Origin of the sequence: Clostridium magnum DSM 2767 (genome assembly GCF_001623875.1) — a bacterium.
Classification (GTDB): Bacteria; Bacillota; Clostridia; order Clostridiales; family Clostridiaceae; genus Clostridium_AM; species Clostridium_AM magnum.
Window position 1 is genome coordinate 20,327 of the sequence record NZ_LWAE01000016.1, and the last position, 18,061, is coordinate 38,387.

Annotated in this window: 14 protein-coding genes and 1 pseudogene; 1 reads left to right on the top strand and 14 read right to left on the bottom strand. The window is 29.1% G+C overall.

Annotated features, from left to right (window positions below; all coding sequences use genetic code 11):
• Positions 1-162: 162 nt before the first annotated feature.
• Positions 163-471, top strand: a pseudogene (locus tag CLMAG_RS31265) (IS110 family transposase); the annotation flags it as partial.
• 3 nt (positions 472-474) lie between these two features.
• Here the strand turns inward: CLMAG_RS31265 and CLMAG_RS31270 are convergent.
• The 14 genes from CLMAG_RS31270 to CLMAG_RS28890 form a co-directional block, all read right to left on the bottom strand.
• On the bottom strand, positions 475-636 hold the full coding sequence (locus tag CLMAG_RS31270; protein WP_082832139.1) for a nuclease domain-containing protein: 162 nt from the start codon (positions 634-636) through the stop codon (positions 475-477).
• A complete protein-coding gene (locus CLMAG_RS31275) occupies positions 633-1,289 on the bottom strand; it encodes a DUF2357 domain-containing protein (protein ID WP_082832140.1) in 657 nt (218 codons plus the stop codon). The genes CLMAG_RS31270 and CLMAG_RS31275 overlap by 4 nt, the downstream gene beginning before the upstream one ends.
• 120 nt (positions 1,290-1,409) lie before the next feature.
• The gene (locus CLMAG_RS28835; RefSeq protein ID WP_066630815.1) at positions 1,410-1,592 is read right to left on the bottom strand and encodes a hypothetical protein; all 183 of its coding nucleotides are present in this window, start codon (positions 1,590-1,592) and stop codon (positions 1,410-1,412) included.
• A gap of 6 nt (positions 1,593-1,598) precedes the next feature.
• The gene (locus CLMAG_RS28840) at positions 1,599-1,886 is read right to left on the bottom strand and encodes a GNAT family N-acetyltransferase (protein ID WP_066630816.1); all 288 of its coding nucleotides are present in this window, start codon (positions 1,884-1,886) and stop codon (positions 1,599-1,601) included.
• Between the two features lie 242 nt (positions 1,887-2,128).
• Positions 2,129-2,380, bottom strand: coding sequence for a hypothetical protein (locus tag CLMAG_RS28845; RefSeq protein WP_066630818.1), 252 nt, complete (start codon positions 2,378-2,380; stop codon positions 2,129-2,131).
• 982 nt (positions 2,381-3,362) lie between these two features.
• Positions 3,363-4,010, bottom strand: coding sequence for a DUF2290 domain-containing protein (locus CLMAG_RS28850; RefSeq protein ID WP_066630819.1), 648 nt, complete (start codon positions 4,008-4,010; stop codon positions 3,363-3,365).
• Positions 4,000-6,114, bottom strand: a complete 2,115-nt coding sequence (locus tag CLMAG_RS28855; protein WP_066630820.1) for a DEAD/DEAH box helicase — start codon at positions 6,112-6,114, stop codon at positions 4,000-4,002. Before CLMAG_RS28855 ends, CLMAG_RS28850 begins: the two co-directional genes overlap by 11 nt.
• Positions 6,115-6,741: 627 nt before the next feature.
• Positions 6,742-7,548: an endonuclease domain-containing protein gene (locus CLMAG_RS28860; RefSeq protein ID WP_066630821.1), complete on the bottom strand. Its 807-nt coding sequence runs from the start codon at positions 7,546-7,548 to the stop codon at positions 6,742-6,744.
• 274 nt (positions 7,549-7,822) lie between these two features.
• Positions 7,823-9,490, bottom strand: a complete 1,668-nt coding sequence (locus CLMAG_RS28865; protein WP_066630825.1) for a hypothetical protein — start codon at positions 9,488-9,490, stop codon at positions 7,823-7,825.
• A 258-nt stretch (positions 9,491-9,748) separates the two neighbouring features.
• On the bottom strand, positions 9,749-11,956 hold the full coding sequence (locus CLMAG_RS28870; RefSeq protein WP_066630827.1) for a ComEC/Rec2 family competence protein: 2,208 nt from the start codon (positions 11,954-11,956) through the stop codon (positions 9,749-9,751).
• A gap of 297 nt (positions 11,957-12,253) precedes the next feature.
• Entirely contained in the window at positions 12,254-14,008 is a 1,755-nt protein-coding gene (locus CLMAG_RS28875; RefSeq protein ID WP_066630829.1) for a UvrD-helicase domain-containing protein, read from the bottom strand.
• The gene (locus CLMAG_RS28880) at positions 14,008-15,735 is read right to left on the bottom strand and encodes an ATP-dependent nuclease (protein WP_066630831.1); all 1,728 of its coding nucleotides are present in this window, start codon (positions 15,733-15,735) and stop codon (positions 14,008-14,010) included. The genes CLMAG_RS28875 and CLMAG_RS28880 overlap by 1 nt, the downstream gene beginning before the upstream one ends.
• Positions 15,736-15,956: 221 nt before the next feature.
• Positions 15,957-16,511: a hypothetical protein gene (locus CLMAG_RS28885; protein WP_066630833.1), complete on the bottom strand. Its 555-nt coding sequence runs from the start codon at positions 16,509-16,511 to the stop codon at positions 15,957-15,959.
• Positions 16,512-16,807: 296 nt separating this feature from the next.
• Positions 16,808-18,049, bottom strand: a complete 1,242-nt coding sequence (locus CLMAG_RS28890) for a nuclease domain-containing protein (RefSeq protein ID WP_423231103.1) — start codon at positions 18,047-18,049, stop codon at positions 16,808-16,810.
• Between the last annotated feature and the right edge of the window lie 12 nt (positions 18,050-18,061).

The following is an 18,061-nucleotide window of genomic DNA, read 5'->3' on the forward strand; positions in this document are numbered from 1 at the left end:
AATATAGTAAAATAACTTTCAAACAATATTAAGTGTTGAATTTTATTATATTGTTTAATCTTATTTTTAAAAATTCTTTTGGCATAAGTACTACTGTTTTTCTCATACATAGAAATAAAAAAAGACTGCTGCACTAATTTTTACTATGCTCCCTTCTAGGTAGACATCATCCGTATAACCATTGCTAACCCCAAATGGGTGAAAGCTGTAAAAGGAAATAAGGATGATACAAAGGATTCCAAGTGGATTGGAGATTTATTCCGTCTAGGATTAGTTCCAGAAAGCTATATCCTCAAAAAAGAAATCCGTGTTCTTCGTGAGTACACACGCTATCGTTCCAAACTTGTTTCCTGCAAAAGCAGTGAAAAGAACCGTTTCCAAAATGCTTTCTCTGTTTGCAATGCAGCCCTTGATGCTGTCGTTTCCGACATGTTTGACAAATCTGCCACTTACATCACCGACTACTTGGTTTCCTCAGATACCTTTAGCAAGTGAGCCTCGCACATAGGCTCCAAAGGTATCATACTTAAACTGCACACCCTCATCCATTTCACTAACTATAGCATCCCTGTATCTATGCATTACATTTATATCGTCCTCCATAGGTCCAACAATATTTTTATCATCTATACTCAATCTATATTTAGCATCATATAATAGTAATAAACTTCCTTATACCCACTAGACATTTTAAAAATCAAAGACATACTTTTCTTACCTTGTATATCTGATATATTCGAAAAGAAGCCTTTTAAATGCCTTAGTATTCTATTCTCAAATAAAACTAACGACTTAAAGTACTCATTTTCTTCTCCATAAATATTTAATATATTATCCTTAATGAGTTTAATTCTTACAAGAATATTTTTAAGCATAAATTTTACATATTGATTTTCGTATATATCTAAGGTAGTGATCTTTTTTATTTCTACTACTTTAGAAGGCACATATTTTTCTCCTCTTATTTCAATAATACCTTTACTGGATTTTATAAGATTACTGCTGTGCTTTCTTATATAATCTATACTGTTTCTTGAAATCTTCTTGGCTTTATCTACATTTTTAATTTCTTGCTTATTTAATACTCCATGCTTAGGATGCTTTTCAATTCTTTTAATGGCTTTCTCTAACTGCTCATAAATATTCCTTAGTATTTCTATAAACTCTACTCCAGTCTGATTGGGTACTTCTTTTAATCTTGCAGTTTGAAAAGTTTTTCCTAAAAAATCGAATACTAAAGAGGCTATTTCTTCGTTAACCTCATTTAAAATTTCTTTATAATCCTTCAGTTAATTTTATCATATAAAACAAAAACTATTAGAATTCGAACTGAAAACTAATAGTTTTTCTCCGTCATGCTATTATAAAATTTACACCCCTGGGTGTTTGCGAAGGCTTGCTTGAGCTTGCTATTTTATTATTAATGTTATCTTCCCATTAGATTTACATACTTGAACTTTTTCTTTTGAGTCTTGTATAAATTTATCACGCTTATATATTACATTTGGATCCAAACTCTTCATTTTACAATTAAAATTCTTAGCAGCTTCTCCCGTCAAAATTATTGACCTATCTTTTCTTTCTATAGCCATGGTTATTTATACCTCCTCTTCGAAATAATCTATTACTATTTCATCATCTCTAAAGTCTATAAACATTGGTATCGTGACGTCATATTCTTTTAGGTTATCTTCGCTATCAATGAATTGAAATCCTCTATCTTTGTACCAATTTACTTTTTCTCTTATCGCATCTATAATTAGACATCTGCAACCTATAAACTCTGATAATTCTTTACATTGTGGTGTTATGTATTGTAGTATTGCTGAACCTATACCACTAGCTTGAAATTTTCTATCCACAGCTAAACATTTTAAACATGTCATTTCTGTGGTTACCTCTTGTAATAACATGACAGCTTGCAACAAGATACCATTCTATCTTTTGGGCCTATATAATCAAAAAACTTCACTTTAATTTGTTTATTATTGATTATTACCAAATTGCCAAAATTTACACCCTTGGGGCGCTTGCGAAGGCCTGCCTGAGCTTGCTAATCTCTTAAGATTTGAGTTCATGAATAATTCAAGTTTTATACTCAGTATAAAATTTTCTCAATATAAATATTTTAATCCCTACATTTTTTGCAGATACCATCCTCAATGTCTTCAGTAGCCTCTAAACAACAATAGCATAGACCAATTTTTTCACCAATACCATCTAATATTTCGCCATCATTGCAGTCATAATGTCTGCCTAGTTCTAATAACTCCAAAGCAAAATCTCTGAATTTTTCTTTTTCCTCCAGTTTAATTATCTGCTTTTCCATAACAATTTCCAAAACCTCATTTAGCATGTAACTTCCCGAATGATTTGACATTATAATAATTCCTCATTTCTTCATTATTAATATTAAATAAACACTGTATCTCCACCTACAACAGAAGATACTTCCCTTAAATCTAAGTCACCTCTGTTATACAATCTATCTACTGCTTCCCAAAAAATATAAGCAGAGTTGACATCAATGTAAAAAACAACCTTTTTATCTTCTTCATATCCCTTCTACAGCATTATTATAATAAGATTATACACGAACATTAGTTCTGTGTAAACATATTTATATCCTTTTTTTAGTTTTTATTCCGCTATTTAAAACTATAGCCTTAATAGCATATAATTCATTAATTTTACCTAAATTAAAATGATTTACCAATACACATGGCTCGACAGATAGCATTGATTATTTTCAACCTCTTGGTGCGTGGGAATATGTTCACCGATTTTCGAGGTTCATATCAAAACAAATTGTTAACAATTTGTTAACGACCCCCAGGGGTCCTTGGCGGACCTAAGGTACGCCTTGCTAATATGTGCATTTAATTTAGATGCAATAACAAGTACTAGCTTCGCTCCCACTAAGGTACCTGGTTCTCCTCAAGTTTTGTCAAAACACTGTAAGTTATCTGCTTTAAATTCGACAATAACCAGATACCTTGGTAGAGAGTACACTACCCTACTATTTTACTTTTCATTGTACTATTTTGCATAAAAAAAGACTTCCCAATAACTTAGAAAGCCTTAATTATAGTGCATCAGAGAGGATTTAAACCCTTGTCCCTACACTTTTATCTTATTATAATATAATTTATGCATTCACTGTAACCATGGTTATTTCAATACTTTACAACCATATATTAATTATACAATGTTACTTCATATTACTTTTATTATATAATTTCAATGCTGTTGCCTATTACTTGTCTACATATTTTTAAACGTTAATAAAATATTATAATTCTCCAACTATCATTCAATATTCCAATTTTTAAGACTACTTTAGATAAGTATTTTTTATTATGTCAAACTATTTTAAGATGAATCTTCGACATGTCTTCTTCATGCATATTTGATTCTACGTCATCTACGTATTTTTTAAAATCATATTCAAGAAAAGCTCTTGTTGGTACATAATAAAAATTTTCCAATATGAATGTAATAAATTGTTTCGGCGAAATTGGTTTATCAACAGGTATTCTACAATTTTTGTATTGTCCTAAGGTAAGATGACAATAAGGATGATGAAGTTCAGATTCCACTTCATTTTTATCATAATCAATTCTTACTATAACAGGCATAACTTGCTTATCTACTACATCCCCATATATTTCATCATTTTCATATATTTCAGGGTTATTTTGAAATTCTTCAAAATCTGGGGATGGGAAAAATGCAAGTCTATGTTTTATTAGCTCTTCATTGTCAAAATGATATAATAATTGAATTACTCCCCCATCAGGAAACTTAAAATTAAAACTTTTATCCGAAATTATTTTTTTATATATTTCTTTGTAAGGTATGTTTCTCATAGATATAGATAAATCTTTACATCCACTCCATGAAACACTATTATTATTTAATATAGGTATGCTAAATTCGTCAGCTAAACCTATACGAACTAATTCCATGGTAATATTAGTAACCTCTTTTAGTACATTTTTAGGATTCATTCATTAAAAGCTCCATTATTTCTTTTATAATGTCTTCGGATAGATCTTCCTTTTGTATCTTTCCATCTTTTAATTCACTTAATATACCTTTCAACTTACTTTCAGTAGCTTTTATATTTTCTTCCTCAGTCTTGGTTTTATCCCTATGAATAATTCTTAACTTCTTTCTTTCATCCTCATTTGGGTAAATAAAATCAAGTTTAAATTCTTTTTGCTTAACCTTATTGTATTCTTCTATTAAGTTATTCATACCTTCACCTACACCTGAGACTCTTACCCATGCCTTCGACCTTGTAATACCTGTGAATAATATATTTCTTTTACTAGCTAAATTTGTACCAGAATAACAATAATCTGCATTTACAAAATAAACTATAGCTGCTTCATTACCTTTTGCTCTATAAATTTGTGATATGGTAATAGAATTTTCTCTGAAAAATTCATCTGGTGAACTATCATACCCTGCAATATGAGTTTGTATTCTATTTTCTAATAACTTCATTCTAATCTTGCTAACATAATTTCTAATTGTTAGAGGATTAGGATGAATTATAATAATATCATTAAATCTCAATTCATCTTCTTCTAAATTTTTAATTATTCCGTTAGCTACCCATTCTGCCTCTTCTTCTATATTGTTAAAACTTCTAAATTGCAGTAAATCATCAATATCTGAATGAGTTTCTAGAAACTCTGGACTGCTTTTATCTGTCCTACTTAATACAACTCGTCCATTATCATTTAAATTCCCTTCTAATACTGTATATCCTATATCTTCCCACAGCTTTTTATCTTCAAATAGCTGAACTAATTTACCTTCTCGATATATTCCAAAACCTAAACTATGAGCCGTTGTAAGAACAGGTCTTGAATTTCTATAGCATTTATAAAGAATTACATCCTCTGTTGGTTTGTTATCCTCATTTCTTAAAGTAACAATTGGCTTTCCATTTCTATCTCCAAACAACTTTTCTGGAGACTCTACCCTATTATTATTCAAACTTTGTAATTCATCATATGCATATACTAGCATTTTATTATCTTCTGGTAGTGATGCATAACATAATCTCAAGAAATATTTTGAGAAGTCTTGAGCTTCATCAACTAATATAACATCATATAATTTTTTAGGATTTTTTACAGTTCCTAAAGCTTCTCTACATACATCACCAAATATGTCATCTGAAAATCTATATTTAGACTTTGCAGCAGAAAAATCTAAATATTCAACATTATTTTCTATGCAAAAATCATAATATAATCCATCACTCTTTGAACTTCCCCAAGCATGAATAATTTTTATTCTTGACCAATCAGGCTCTTCATTAGTATTTTCAATAATAAAATTTGCTATTAATGTTTCAAATTGTCCTTTTAATGACCTGGTATTAAAAGTAACAGCAATAATTTTATCTTCAAACATTGTATATAAATATGCCACTTTTAACGCTAATACTATAGTTTTTCCTGAGCCAGCTAAACCACGTATTCTTTGTACTCCCTTAACTGTTTCAATTACTGCCTTACTCTGGCAATGGTCTAAACTAGATATTTCATCTTCTATTGCTCTTAATTTTCCTCCACGAGAATTTTCGTTGGTTACATTTGTTCTCGTATTTCTTTTCTTTAGTTGTGAAATAAGCTGTATAGATTCAACTAATCTAGGGTAATACTCATTGTTACTCCAATTTATACCTATTATATATTCTATAATGGTATCTTCATTGCATGCATCAAAGTCTTCTGCCATTTCTAATTTTGAATCATTCCATGTTGGAGCAAATTCAACAATGTTAATAGTTACCATTAAATTTCTTCTTTTAGTAAGACTATTATATCTTTTTAACCTTGCTTCAATATTATTATATATACTATCATGAATTTCTGTTTTATCTTCAAATGCAGAATCTTGATTGATATTAAAAATTATTAAACCATGTTTTTCTGATAGTAACATCGAGTCTATTTTAAATTTCTCTAATACTCCTCCAATAATAGGATAACCAGTATATAAAATTCCATCAACTTGGTTTTCTTCAAGTTTTTCTATTAATTTTTCCGTGTATGCTGTTTTTGCTGTAGCTCCTCTTATTACCTGAAGCATATAAATCCACTTCCTTATAAATATATTACTTATTCATTTTATCATAAATAAAAATTAAATAAATATTTATTTAACTTTCATTTTCTAAGCATAAATTCACGACCTTCTCTTATTAGCTTTCCCGTCATAGAACCTTCTACCTATACTTATAATTCTATACCATCATATTGAAAATATACACAAATTCAGAATATAACTCTAAGAACCGAGTAGGAGCTGAATAATTATTTTATTTCAGCAACCTCTCAGAACTGTGCGTACCATTCGCTACACAGCAGTTGATTAAGAATTATGAATTAGTTGATATCCATTGGAAATGCTTTTATAGTTAAGTCTTCCAAGATATTTATTATTTAGAGTTGTGTTAAGAATTGGGCTATTGTATATTCTCCAGTAGCCTTTCCTTTTGTGAGCAAGTGCTCGCTTCGTTCACACTAAGGTACCTGGTTCTCCTCAACTTTTGTCAAAACACAGTAAGTTATCTGTTTTAAATTCGATAATAATCTGGTACCTTGGTAGGGCGTGCAACGCCCTACTTGCTAAAGGTTTAGCAAGTGAGCCTTGCTCACAAGAAACCCTGGGTGGAAATTTTTTCTACCCAGGGTTCTTAGTGAGGACATGTTGGACTCACTTGCTAATTTCAATATTCCAATTTTTATCATCTAAATTTATTATACCAACTTCCAGTAAACTAAGGATTGTTATCTGAAATCTTATAACAGCAGTAGCTCTAATATTTATATTCCATTTACAATTATCTTTATAATTATCTTGATTAAAGTAATAATATAAATAAGGTTTTAAATTTTTATCATAGTCGCAACATCTTTGTTTTATTAAATTAATTTTGCTCTTAAAACATTCATTTTCTTCCTCCAAGTCAGCAGTATTTATTCTGATAGTTACAATACCATTTGATGTCAAATATTCATCTCTTGCAGCATCGTTTTTTTTGATAGCTTCATCCTTATGCTGTCCTCCATCTATCTCAATAACCAGCTTTGCTTGAGGTAAATAAAAATCCACCTGCTGATTTACAAATTGTTTTTCTTCTTTACCAACAATTTCACTTATCTTAAACTCTGGAACAATAAGACATCGAATAAACTCATATTCTTCCAAGTACTTAGGAATTTTATCTTTAAAAAAGTCTAGGGCAGGAAAGTAGTTATTCTTATCATCACCTTTAATGGTATTAATCCACTTTGGCGATTCTCTATCTATAAAATAAATTTTTTCTTTACAATTTATTAAATCAATTACACCTAATTTTTCCTCTAAAAATTTAGAATATCTAGTTGGAATTCCTCTTTGTAATAGATTTTTCATTATGCAAATTATTGAATAGTATTTCTCATTTATATGTTTTGAATCTATATTCTGTATAACAAAATTGTTATTTGTATATGCATAATTAGCACTATACCTTATCATTTTCGTTTCTCTCCCAATTTTTTTTATAATTCTATGAATCTTTACTTTATCCTAAACAGAATTTTTTATTATCAAATCAATTTTTATTTACATTTTAACATATAAAGTGAAAAATTTGTATAATTACCTACATATTCAAATCCTATACAACAAAAAAGCACAGTAAGTTTTATACTGTACTTCGCCTTAAATATAATATTCCCTTGTTCTTAAATCCACTGCATCTTTAAAGTTTCTTATAAAAGTTTCACTGCTGCTAAACTCTTCTAAAGCTTCATTTAAGCAGTAGCAAGTGAGCCTTGCTCACAAGAAACCCTGGGTGGAAATTTTTTCTACCCAGGGTTCTTAGTGAGGACATGTTGGACTCACTTGCTACAATTATTTGTGATCTTACAAAATGTAACCCTTCAACAGTTTTATCTTGTTTGTTTGTAATAATTAAATACTCATTTTCCAGATATTTTAAACATTCCTTATTATATCTTCCTAAAAATAGAGCGAGTTTTTTCAAGCTTATTCTTGAGTCATAAGTTGAAGCTAAAGATACCATTTCTAGTATGTCTAAACTAATTTCATTTTTCTCTTTCTCTATTTTTTCTATTTGTAATTTTATTTTCTTTCTCAAAGTTATACCACTATTTATGAAATATGCATATTCTAATAAAGGTCCTTTTCCTCCAAAACTTGTCCATGATTCTTCGAAATTCAAAAATTTATCATTTCTAAGTTCTTTCATGTATCGATTATAAAAATCCTCTGACTCTTCTTTTGAAAAGGTCAACTCTAAGTCTTCCCATGTTAAGTTATCAGTTTCCCCTTCAGATCTATTCCAATCTTCTTCTCTTATTGTTATAAGAATATATATTCCTTTAACACCTACAATTTCTTTAAGCAACTCTATCCATTTAATTTCTCTAGGAGGTATATCTATATAAAAACCTATTGGTATGTCATAATCTTTAATGTTATTTGCTACTCCCTTAATGCACTGAGCTATTTCCAATACTTTTTCTGTATTTTCAATACCCTTCTCTATTATTTCAAATCTTCTATAGCTAGGAAAATAGTCTTTCATATATCTATAAGCTAATGTACTCTTTCCTTGACCTGATGCACCATGCATTATAACTATATTATGCTTATTGTGTTTTTCATTTATTTTTTCTAGCCAATTACATCTCTTAATATCTAAATTATTATTTATATGACAAAACTTCGTAATGCTTCCTTGATAAAAGTCTTTCTCATTTACCAATTCAGTTTCATCTTCAAGCCTTTGGATTATTTTAAACCAGTTTTCATTATAATATAACTGTGCATTAGAATTTTTACCTATGTCTAATATTTTTTTATCTAACAACTCTTGATTTATACTTTTTTTAAATTCAGAACAATCATAAATCCATGCGTTTAAGTTGTCAAATATGGTATCTACTGAACAGGAAAAAATACTTTTAATAAGTTTCTCCTGTATCTTATTCTTTAAATCTTCCTCACTACATTCTAAAATCTTTATAATTTCAAAAAAGAAATTTATATCATCCTTCTCAAAATTTGCTTCTTTAAGCTTTTTTGCTATAGATTTTATATGTTTATCATCTTTATTTTTAAAAGCCCCCGATAATTCAGGCCCAACTTTATCAAAACTTACTATTAAAACTTTAGGTTTATTTTCGCTATACTTATACTTTAATATTCTTCTAAAAAAGCCTTCTGGCTTATTTATATTAAAATCTTTTAGTGATAAATTATTACTAGCATGAGCTTTTATTTGAATATCTTCAACTTCTTCATTAGTGTCTACATTAACTATTGTCAGGTCTTCAGATTTTTCTGGACAATAAACTAAGTTCTTATTTCCTTCTAATATCCTGTACATTATATATAAACTTTGAAGCCTATACCCTCTAAATGCAGCAGGAGCTCCTGATTTGTTACACACTTTATCACTACCTTCTAAATTTTAATAGTCATTTTTCTTAATCTATTTTTCACTTTCTGCTGATCTTCACCATTCAAATCATAATATTTTTCTAGATATTGTACAAACACTTCTATTAGTTTATGATTTTCTTCTTTTCGAGTTTCTCTTAAATTTTATCTATAAAACTTTATACTATCTTCAATTAGTAAACCAAATTGTTTACGTCCCCTCGTGGTTATAATGAGAACAGCAAATTTGCTAATAATCTGTATTTTTTTAAAATAAATGTAAAAAACTACTAACATATTCATAATCATACTTTGATGCAAGTAATTTATCTATTCTAAGAAGATAACTTTGATGTTCTAAATTATAATCAAGGCTATTGTGAAACTTTTCATAATAACTACTTAATCCAGCTACTGATAATGGCATCCATTTTAAACTCCTTACGTACTCTTGAACTAAATAATCATTAATGACATCCTTATCGTAGTTAGGTATCCCCCATTTTTCTCTTACGTATCCTTCACAAGCCAATTCTTTCGTTTCTTTCTCTAATCTTTCTACTATTTTTTCTTTTATTTGATTCATATAATCTTTATAATTAATATTTTTATTAACTAAAACTATTAATATATTTTCTATAGTCTTCTCATCTTCATTAGGTAAGTATAAAACATTAAAATTCAAAACAAGTTTTTCAATTATTTGCGGCCAAATATAATCATCCACCAGTAAACTAGGATATGATGTTTTTTGTTCTACTTGTTTACAAAATAATTTTCTATCAATTCCTAATAAAAAAGTATTTATATCACCCTTTAAATATTTTGCAGAAGAAATAAGTATATCCTTTTTACAAATACTAGATGCTATCTTAGTGATTTCAGCATTTGTTGGTCTACGATAAACTTTATCCCAAATATATACTCCATATTTTTCAGATGTATATGATAAAAATTTTCCTTCAGAATATCCATATTCTAAGATTTGACTAATTTGTTTTTCTGTTAAAAATCTACATTCTTTTAAAGCTAGTCCCCTTATTTCATGTATAGTTATTAGTTTAGATTCCTTATATTTACTATTTGCTTTTCTATCATTATAAATTTGGGTTAACTTTTCCTTGAGCCACTCAGTATGAATTTTAATTTCCCTTTCACTCAAGTAAGTTAACACTTTACTATCAGAAACTAAATGTTGTTCAAGCTGAATTATTGGTATAGGTGAAGTATATGCCGAATGCATACAAGGTGGAGGTTCAATTTTCATTTGCGAGTCTTTTATTTCTACGCTCACCCCTAAATTTTTACTATTTGTAGCTTTGGAATGCTTACTACAGCAATATTGATTATGACAACAATCTGTTTTAGAGGATATAATCCTATTCAAGCTCATAGTATCATAAGTTTTATGCTGAGTACATGCTAACGCAGTTGACCAACGTGTTATGGCATCTCGAACTTTGGTTTTGGGCAACTTATACTGTCCATTTGCACTAATAACTGAAAGTTTAGGTCTTATAGATTGAATTATTTCATCATACTTAATTTCCTGCGCAAGATACATGTTGCTACCATGATGTGATACCTTATAGATATCTGATACTAAATCATTTGGCCTTTTAGCTATTAAATACAGCCAATTTTGAATATCTCCTGGAAAGAGTAAAGTATTCCACCTGCTTCCTGTCCAAACTTCAAATTTCAAAACTATGCTCGTATCATTCAATACATGATTACCAAAGAATTCAGGTTCAATTTTAGTTTTTTGCGACCACAATTCTTTTATTCTTTGATCAATAAAGTTACTTTTACTCATTTGTTCAAGTTCTATTTTTTCTTCTTCTAGGTTTCGTGTAATTAAATTTCCTTTTATTCTTTTATTTAAACCTCGTTGAAGTGAATTGATATCTTCATAATTAATAGTTTCATCTGTTTCTTCTATTAGCCAATTCAAAGGAGTCGGATAGCTTTCAAACAAAAATTTTATATCTTCGTTTGATAGTAATTTTTCATATAATTTATAGGCTGGATATAAAACTTTAATTTTTAATCCTTCTACAGGACAATATATAAGTTTTTCAAGTGGAGATGCTAAACTTGTTCCTCTACTTAACAATTCTTCTTCTAATTTTTCCGCTCTCTCTATAGATCTTTTTACTCTATCACCGAAAAGCCAAATATTTTTCTTAAAGGCTGGGGTATACGGAGACCAGTATTCTTCAATCTTAATCTTCTTGTCTAAATCAAAATATCCGCCTATGTGATCTAAATCAAAATGAGACGTTATTGCTAAATTTATGCGACTAATACTATTTTTTAACAAGAAATCTTCAAGTTGTTTTTTATCCTTACCTGAGTCAATTGTACAAATCCAAGGTTCTTGCCTAAGTCCATTATCCCATTTAATAATAGCACAATCACCATGTCCAACATTTAAAAAATTAACTTTTAATTTTGTATTATTTAATACATTCATTATTTTTCCCCTTTCAAAAGTAAACTTTAATTATATTTGTAAGTATTCTTAGCTGAAATTTCCCTTCCATGTTTCTATATCCTATTAATTCTGATACATCCAACTAATCCGATCTTGAATGTATTAATATTGTAGGTTTCGTCTTCTCTGTACGCTCCTGTAGTCTCAGCAAAGAGCTCCACTAATTTACTTTTATCTGTTCCAGAGATTCCATATTAACAAAACAAATTATTAATAATTTATTTGCATCTCCCGACAGTAATACTGAACGTACTAAATTTATTAGCCGTTAATTATTTACCACTTATACTTCTCACAAGTTAATCCCGGTAAATTTATTAAACAACTTGTCTGATTATGAAATCCGTTCGAATTAGTTCCTGTATTAGCCGTTATAAATACATCTTTTTTAGCTCTTGTAATACCAACATAAAAAACACTTATCTCTTCATTAAATTTTCTTTTCATATTTTTGCCAAAAGTAAATTTACAGTAATTACCCCCTTTGTTTCTGCTTCCATGCTGTATACATAGCTTACACACCCCACCATAGGATGGAAACTGACTACACATCATTTTAGGAATTATTATATATTCCCATTCAAGTCCTTTTGCAGAATGAATAGTTGTTATAAATACAGGATCATCTATATATTCCATCATATGTTTTAAACTATTATTATTTAAGATAAATGCTATTCTTTCATATCGTTCTTGCGATGAATGGCAAATATTTAAGGATTGAGTAAATAGCACATCTAGCAATCTATATAGTGAATCAAAAATAAATTCTCTCTTAGGATTAGAACATATCTCACTTTTATATCCTTTTATTTCTCTTTTGCACTTTTCTAGAACAGATTTGATAATTCTTTTGTTTCCAGCCGTAATAGAATTTATAATTTTCAAAGCTGTTTGATGGAATCTAATATATTCTTGATCATTGTCATTGAATATTGCATTGAAGTATAGGATATTATTATCATCAAATACATCAACAATAGATTTTGCTTGATAGCCTGCCCTTACAAGTATCGCTACTTTATCATTTGAGCTAGATATTATTTTTTTCGTTCCTTCTAGGATAGACTCTGCTTCTTTTACCTCACTATCAAAAACATTTACATTTATTTTTGCCGTTTCCGTCGATGGTGCATATGTTGTTCCATAACTACGAATAAATTTATCAAGCTCTTTCATTTTTAAATTTTTAGCAAATCTATAATTGTTTAAAAATTCTATTTCTCTCATTTCATATTGTTCAGCATAAGCAGAAAATATATTTTTCATTGCTCCTAAAAAGCCATATATCTTCTGAATGTCATCTCCTAGCAGGAATAGTTTATTATTTCCAATCAACTTATTTATAAATAGAAATGAAAGATAGTTGGTATCTTGAAATTCATCAATAATAACAATTCTGAAATACTGCTTATAAAATTTTCTTATTGAATCAATATCAAATAACTTAATAGCACATAACAATAAACCGTTGTAGGTAATAACAAGATTAGGAAACAACTTCTTTTGTAAAATATCTATATATGACGATATAAGCCTTTTTACTTTATCATAATTTAAATTTTTTACTGCTGTATCAAAATCATTCAATATATTTCTTTCTGAAGAAATCAAATACGAATCTAAAATATCATTAAACTCAGCAATAATTTGAAATTCTGATAAATTAATAAGTTCCTCATTTAGTAAATATCCATGTTTATAGAGTAACTTTGTAGCAAAACTATGGTAATTTGCCACTTCTACCTTGTTTAGTTCTCTCTCACAATCTCCTATTAAAGAAGGTAGTAAATCATTCACGGCATCTTTTATTTTTGTTGCTGCTGGAACACTAAACGTCATACCCAATATTTTCTTATTTCTTGGAACATTCCCTTGACTGAGTTCCCATGCAATCTTACTTACCATTGCTGTTGTTTTACCACAACCTGCCGGAGCGGTTACAATAATTCTTTTATCAGTTGAAAAGATAAATTCTAACTGCTTCACATCTCCCGAGTGTTTTGCTTCAATATCTTCCCTTAACCCCATCATTTCACCTCCTTTTCCAATATCTTAATAACTCTCTGAAATGATGTTGGAATAACTGTTACATGCTCCGCTAGCATTATGGACTTGGATGCGTTTTTAGTTCCTTTTAGTTTTGCTAACTCATTTGTACGAATTTCCTTCATTATATCTTTCTGTAATACATCATTTATAACACATGTTGATGGATCACTTTTAAAACTTTGTACATCAAATGTAATGCCATGCCTTTTTAAAATTCCAATAAAGCCATTAATCATTCCCATGTTTTTGTTGTATTTCAAATAATCGTCCAACTTAAAATTGCTATAGACATCTTCTTCAAAGTCATTTTCTCTTGTAAAATAAATATCTGGCAAATGACTATACTTATTCTTTTTATCTTTATCTATTACAGCTATTGTTTTTATGCTAAATTTGTTACATAACTTCATACAGTTTTCTACACTATCAGCACCATCAAGTTTTACAACACCTATATTTTTTTCATCTAAATCTAACCCCATTCTTCTTGCAAAAACAGGTATAGCTCCATTTTCAGTATCCCCCTCAACAAATACAATACACTTACTAAACATAGCCTCCTTTAGATATAAGAAGCTACGTAATAAATGCTTATATAATTTATCATCTAAAATAATTTTGTTTCCAGATATTATTTCTAGACTATTATTTGTTGTTCCAATTGGCTTATAAACCCTTATAAACTGCTTGTAATCATTTAATAGTATGTTAGGTGAATGAGTGGCTATAAATATTTGTCCTGTTAATCCATCTATATCAAATAATACTTTTAGTAGCTCTAAAAATATCATGTTTCCGTTGTTAACAAGATCTTGAATCTTTTTAATTAAACTCCGTTGTCTATATGGATGTTGATGAATTTCTGGCTCATCTAATACAATAAATAATGGAAATAATTTTTCTCCATCTTCATTTTCAATTAACCTATCAACAAAATCTTCTGGTTTTCTGGTTGATTTTACACTATAGATAATTTCTATTATTTGTAACAAAATATTAAATGCATATTGAATTCCTTCTCCAAGAGAGTTTAAAGCTCGTCCATTTTGATCTCCTAGCTCTAATATTCTACTAATAATTTTATCAGCACTTTCATTAATATAAGCATTTACATAATCTCCTGTAATAGAATTAAGGCTTTCTATCCGCTTATTTACACCCTTGACAATTCCACTTAATTTTGTTTTCTTAATAATGTCCTTTTCCTCTATACCGCTTTGCTCCAAGCTGTGCTGAATAAGATAATTCAAAACTTTACCTGAACCCTGTGTCTTTCTAAAATCAACTTCTTTGCTCGGCATTCTTTGAGCATAGTAATATAAAATATTTAATTTTTTGATAACTGACACACTTATTACAGGCTTAGTCGGTGTATCATGATAATATTCAATTCTTTGGTCTACAGAATCTTGCCTTGCAACTATTGTAATAGCATGTTCATCCTCTATATCAAAATTATTTTCGAAAAACCCCAATTCTGAATCATCATATTTTAAGGTAACTTTAACTTCAATTGGATCTAATATATTAAAAAAATCATTTTCATCAAATTTTCCAATGGCAAATATAACATTGATCAGTTCTAGGATGTTAGTTTTACCTATATTGTTTTCTCCTATTATAAAATTTAATTTTCTATCAAAACTCATCTGCTTACCTGACAGATTACGATAGTTATTAATTTCCCTAATCTCACTTATGTGCACTTTGCAATTCCCCCTAATAAATATTGTTAAAAAATATAGGTTCTTAAGTTTTAACATTTATTTTATACATAATAGCTTATCATCTCATCTTTGAGCAGATATCTTCAAAATTCAATAATTTCTTCTATGGTTATGATATATATTCTATGTACCAGCAATATATACAAAATACATATGTAATTGTAAACCTCAAATGATTCCACAAAAGATTTTTAAATATTTTATTTTTTTATATTTAAAAATCTTTTGTGGAATTTTTCTACCAACTTTCCATTTATATAATATTCAATCATTATTATCTCATTTAATATATCAAATTCATAATATACCCCTAAAGAATATCCACATACATGTTCTGGAAAAGTTTTTCCGTCATATGACCAAATTTCATTTGTACTTGTAGATTTAGTTAAAGCTATTAGCCTATTCCTATCTGCATCTTTTTCTTTCTGTGCACGATAGGATTTCTTCATTTCTAAAGCTATTAAATTATCATCATTTTCATTTTCCCCTCTACTATGCACTATTAGATCACAAGTAATCTTTATAATTTCTTCTTTATCATTAATAATTGTCTTGACATGACCAGCATTTCTATTATATTCGACATCAACATAATAATTTTGATATTTCAATTTTTTTTGTATTTCATGCTCTATAAATGGTTTCAAAGAAGCACATATACATCGTTCTGATACATCAGACTTTATCAATGATAATTCTTTAGCTAAAAATTTATTATTTGCAATGCTAAAGATTTCTTTTAAATAATCCATATTTCTCTTACACTCCTTTGTATTTTAAAGTTCATACTTTTTTATGAAAGAATAATTTTTTCATCAATATTCTTAACATCTTTTCTTGATGTTATATACCTTTTTCTTGCGAGTAACTCTTCTTCCGCATCTGTTAAGCTCTAAACATCCTTTGTTCACCATAAATTTCTGCCAATTTTATTCATTATAATCTTCGGGAATAGTATTACATGAATGCCTATCTAGATATTTCTATTCGAGAATTAGGAAAACCTACAATAAATTGGCTTATAAATATTTCTATTCCTAATTCTCTCTCACTTACTTCCCCACACAACTTCCTTCTTCAACTCCCACCACTCCCTAAACTCATCCTTCGTCCTTATTCCAAGCTCCTCAACCCTACTACTATTCCTCAACAAAAACTCCGTAGTATACATAATTTCTCGCACATTATACCCTTCTACCTCAATCTTCCTATCCAACTCCTTCAAATCCTCCAACAGAAACTTTATATACAGCTCCTCCGCCTTATCACTAACCTCAGGTATCTCAACTATATCCTTCCTCTTCAATATCTCATACCCTACAACTTCACCATAATACAAGATCCCAGCCTCTTCCTTAAACAAATTCTTTGACTGAGCTATAGCTACAGTCTTCACAATATGTTTATTCAAATCAACATTTTTAAGAGGCGTATGATAAAACTTATACTTCTTAATACTCTCTAGCTGCTCCTTACTAGACAGCGTACCTACAAGCACACTTCTATCATTAAAATAAGACTCCTTAATATAATACTCTCTTCCTCTTTGCTCCAAAGCTCTTTCAAAGGAAGACAGATGTGATTCTCCTATAAGTTCCTTTAAAAACTCTTCCATAAGCTTTGTAGCTGTTGGTAAGAAGGGGATTCCTCCTATATTTACAGTTTCTATGCTTTTGTATAGAGGATGCTTTGAATATTCTTCTTCATTGTTATAAGGAAAAATCACAAAGGCTCCAAATATGTTGTTTTCCAGTCTTCCTTCTTTCTTATTTTCATAGACTATGGCATCTCTGTACTTATGCATGGTGTTAATGTCTTCTTCTTCAGGCCCTGGATTTTTGTTACATGATTCATATATTGTATCTTTTACAGCTCTGTCCAGCTTATATTTAGCATCAAATATGTAGTTATACGTTGCTTTTCCGCCCACTTTTTTTATAGATAAAACATTGTCTGGTTTTTGGCCTACAGTTTCCGATTTCATTTTTGAATTATAAAAGAGCTCAAATCTTTCTCCGTTTTTAGGGTCTTCATAAACTACTTTGGATTCTACTCCTTTTTTCAGAGTTACAAAAATCCCCTTGTTATTTACCTTTACTGTATCATTGGAAACTAAGGTATAGTTTTTTCTAAGTATTCCGTTTATCTTTATAAAGCACCAGTATTCATATAATACAGAAAGATCCTTTATATTTAGCTTAAATAATTCTCCTTTTAAGGTTAAGCCTTTCTGAAGCATTAAATAATATTTATAAACATCCTTATAACCTAAGGCCATTTTAAAGACCATAGACGAGTTTTC

What these genes read in the sequence shown, in the direction of transcription:
- CLMAG_RS28855 (WP_066630820.1), bottom strand. Translation starts at nt 6,114, where the DNA reads ATGCTTCAGGTAATAAGAGGAGCTACAGCAAAAACAGCATACACGGAA.
- CLMAG_RS28870 (WP_066630827.1), bottom strand. Translation starts at nt 11,956, where the DNA reads ATGAATGTATTAAATAATACAAAATTAAAAGTTAATTTTTTAAATGTT.
- CLMAG_RS28845 (WP_066630818.1), bottom strand. Translation starts at nt 2,380, where the DNA reads ATGTCAAATCATTCGGGAAGTTACATGCTAAATGAGGTTTTGGAAATT.
- CLMAG_RS28890 (WP_423231103.1), bottom strand. Translation starts at nt 18,049, where the DNA reads ATGGTCTTTAAAATGGCCTTAGGTTATAAGGATGTTTATAAATATTAT.
- CLMAG_RS28840 (WP_066630816.1), bottom strand. Translation starts at nt 1,886, where the DNA reads ATGACATGTTTAAAATGTTTAGCTGTGGATAGAAAATTTCAAGCTAGT.
- CLMAG_RS28835 (WP_066630815.1), bottom strand. Translation starts at nt 1,592, where the DNA reads ATGGCTATAGAAAGAAAAGATAGGTCAATAATTTTGACGGGAGAAGCT.
- CLMAG_RS28875 (WP_066630829.1), bottom strand. Translation starts at nt 14,008, where the DNA reads ATGGGGTTAAGGGAAGATATTGAAGCAAAACACTCGGGAGATGTGAAG.
- CLMAG_RS28860 (WP_066630821.1), bottom strand. Translation starts at nt 7,548, where the DNA reads ATGATAAGGTATAGTGCTAATTATGCATATACAAATAACAATTTTGTT.
- CLMAG_RS28885 (WP_066630833.1), bottom strand. Translation starts at nt 16,511, where the DNA reads ATGGATTATTTAAAAGAAATCTTTAGCATTGCAAATAATAAATTTTTA.
- CLMAG_RS28850 (WP_066630819.1), bottom strand. Translation starts at nt 4,010, where the DNA reads ATGAATCCTAAAAATGTACTAAAAGAGGTTACTAATATTACCATGGAA.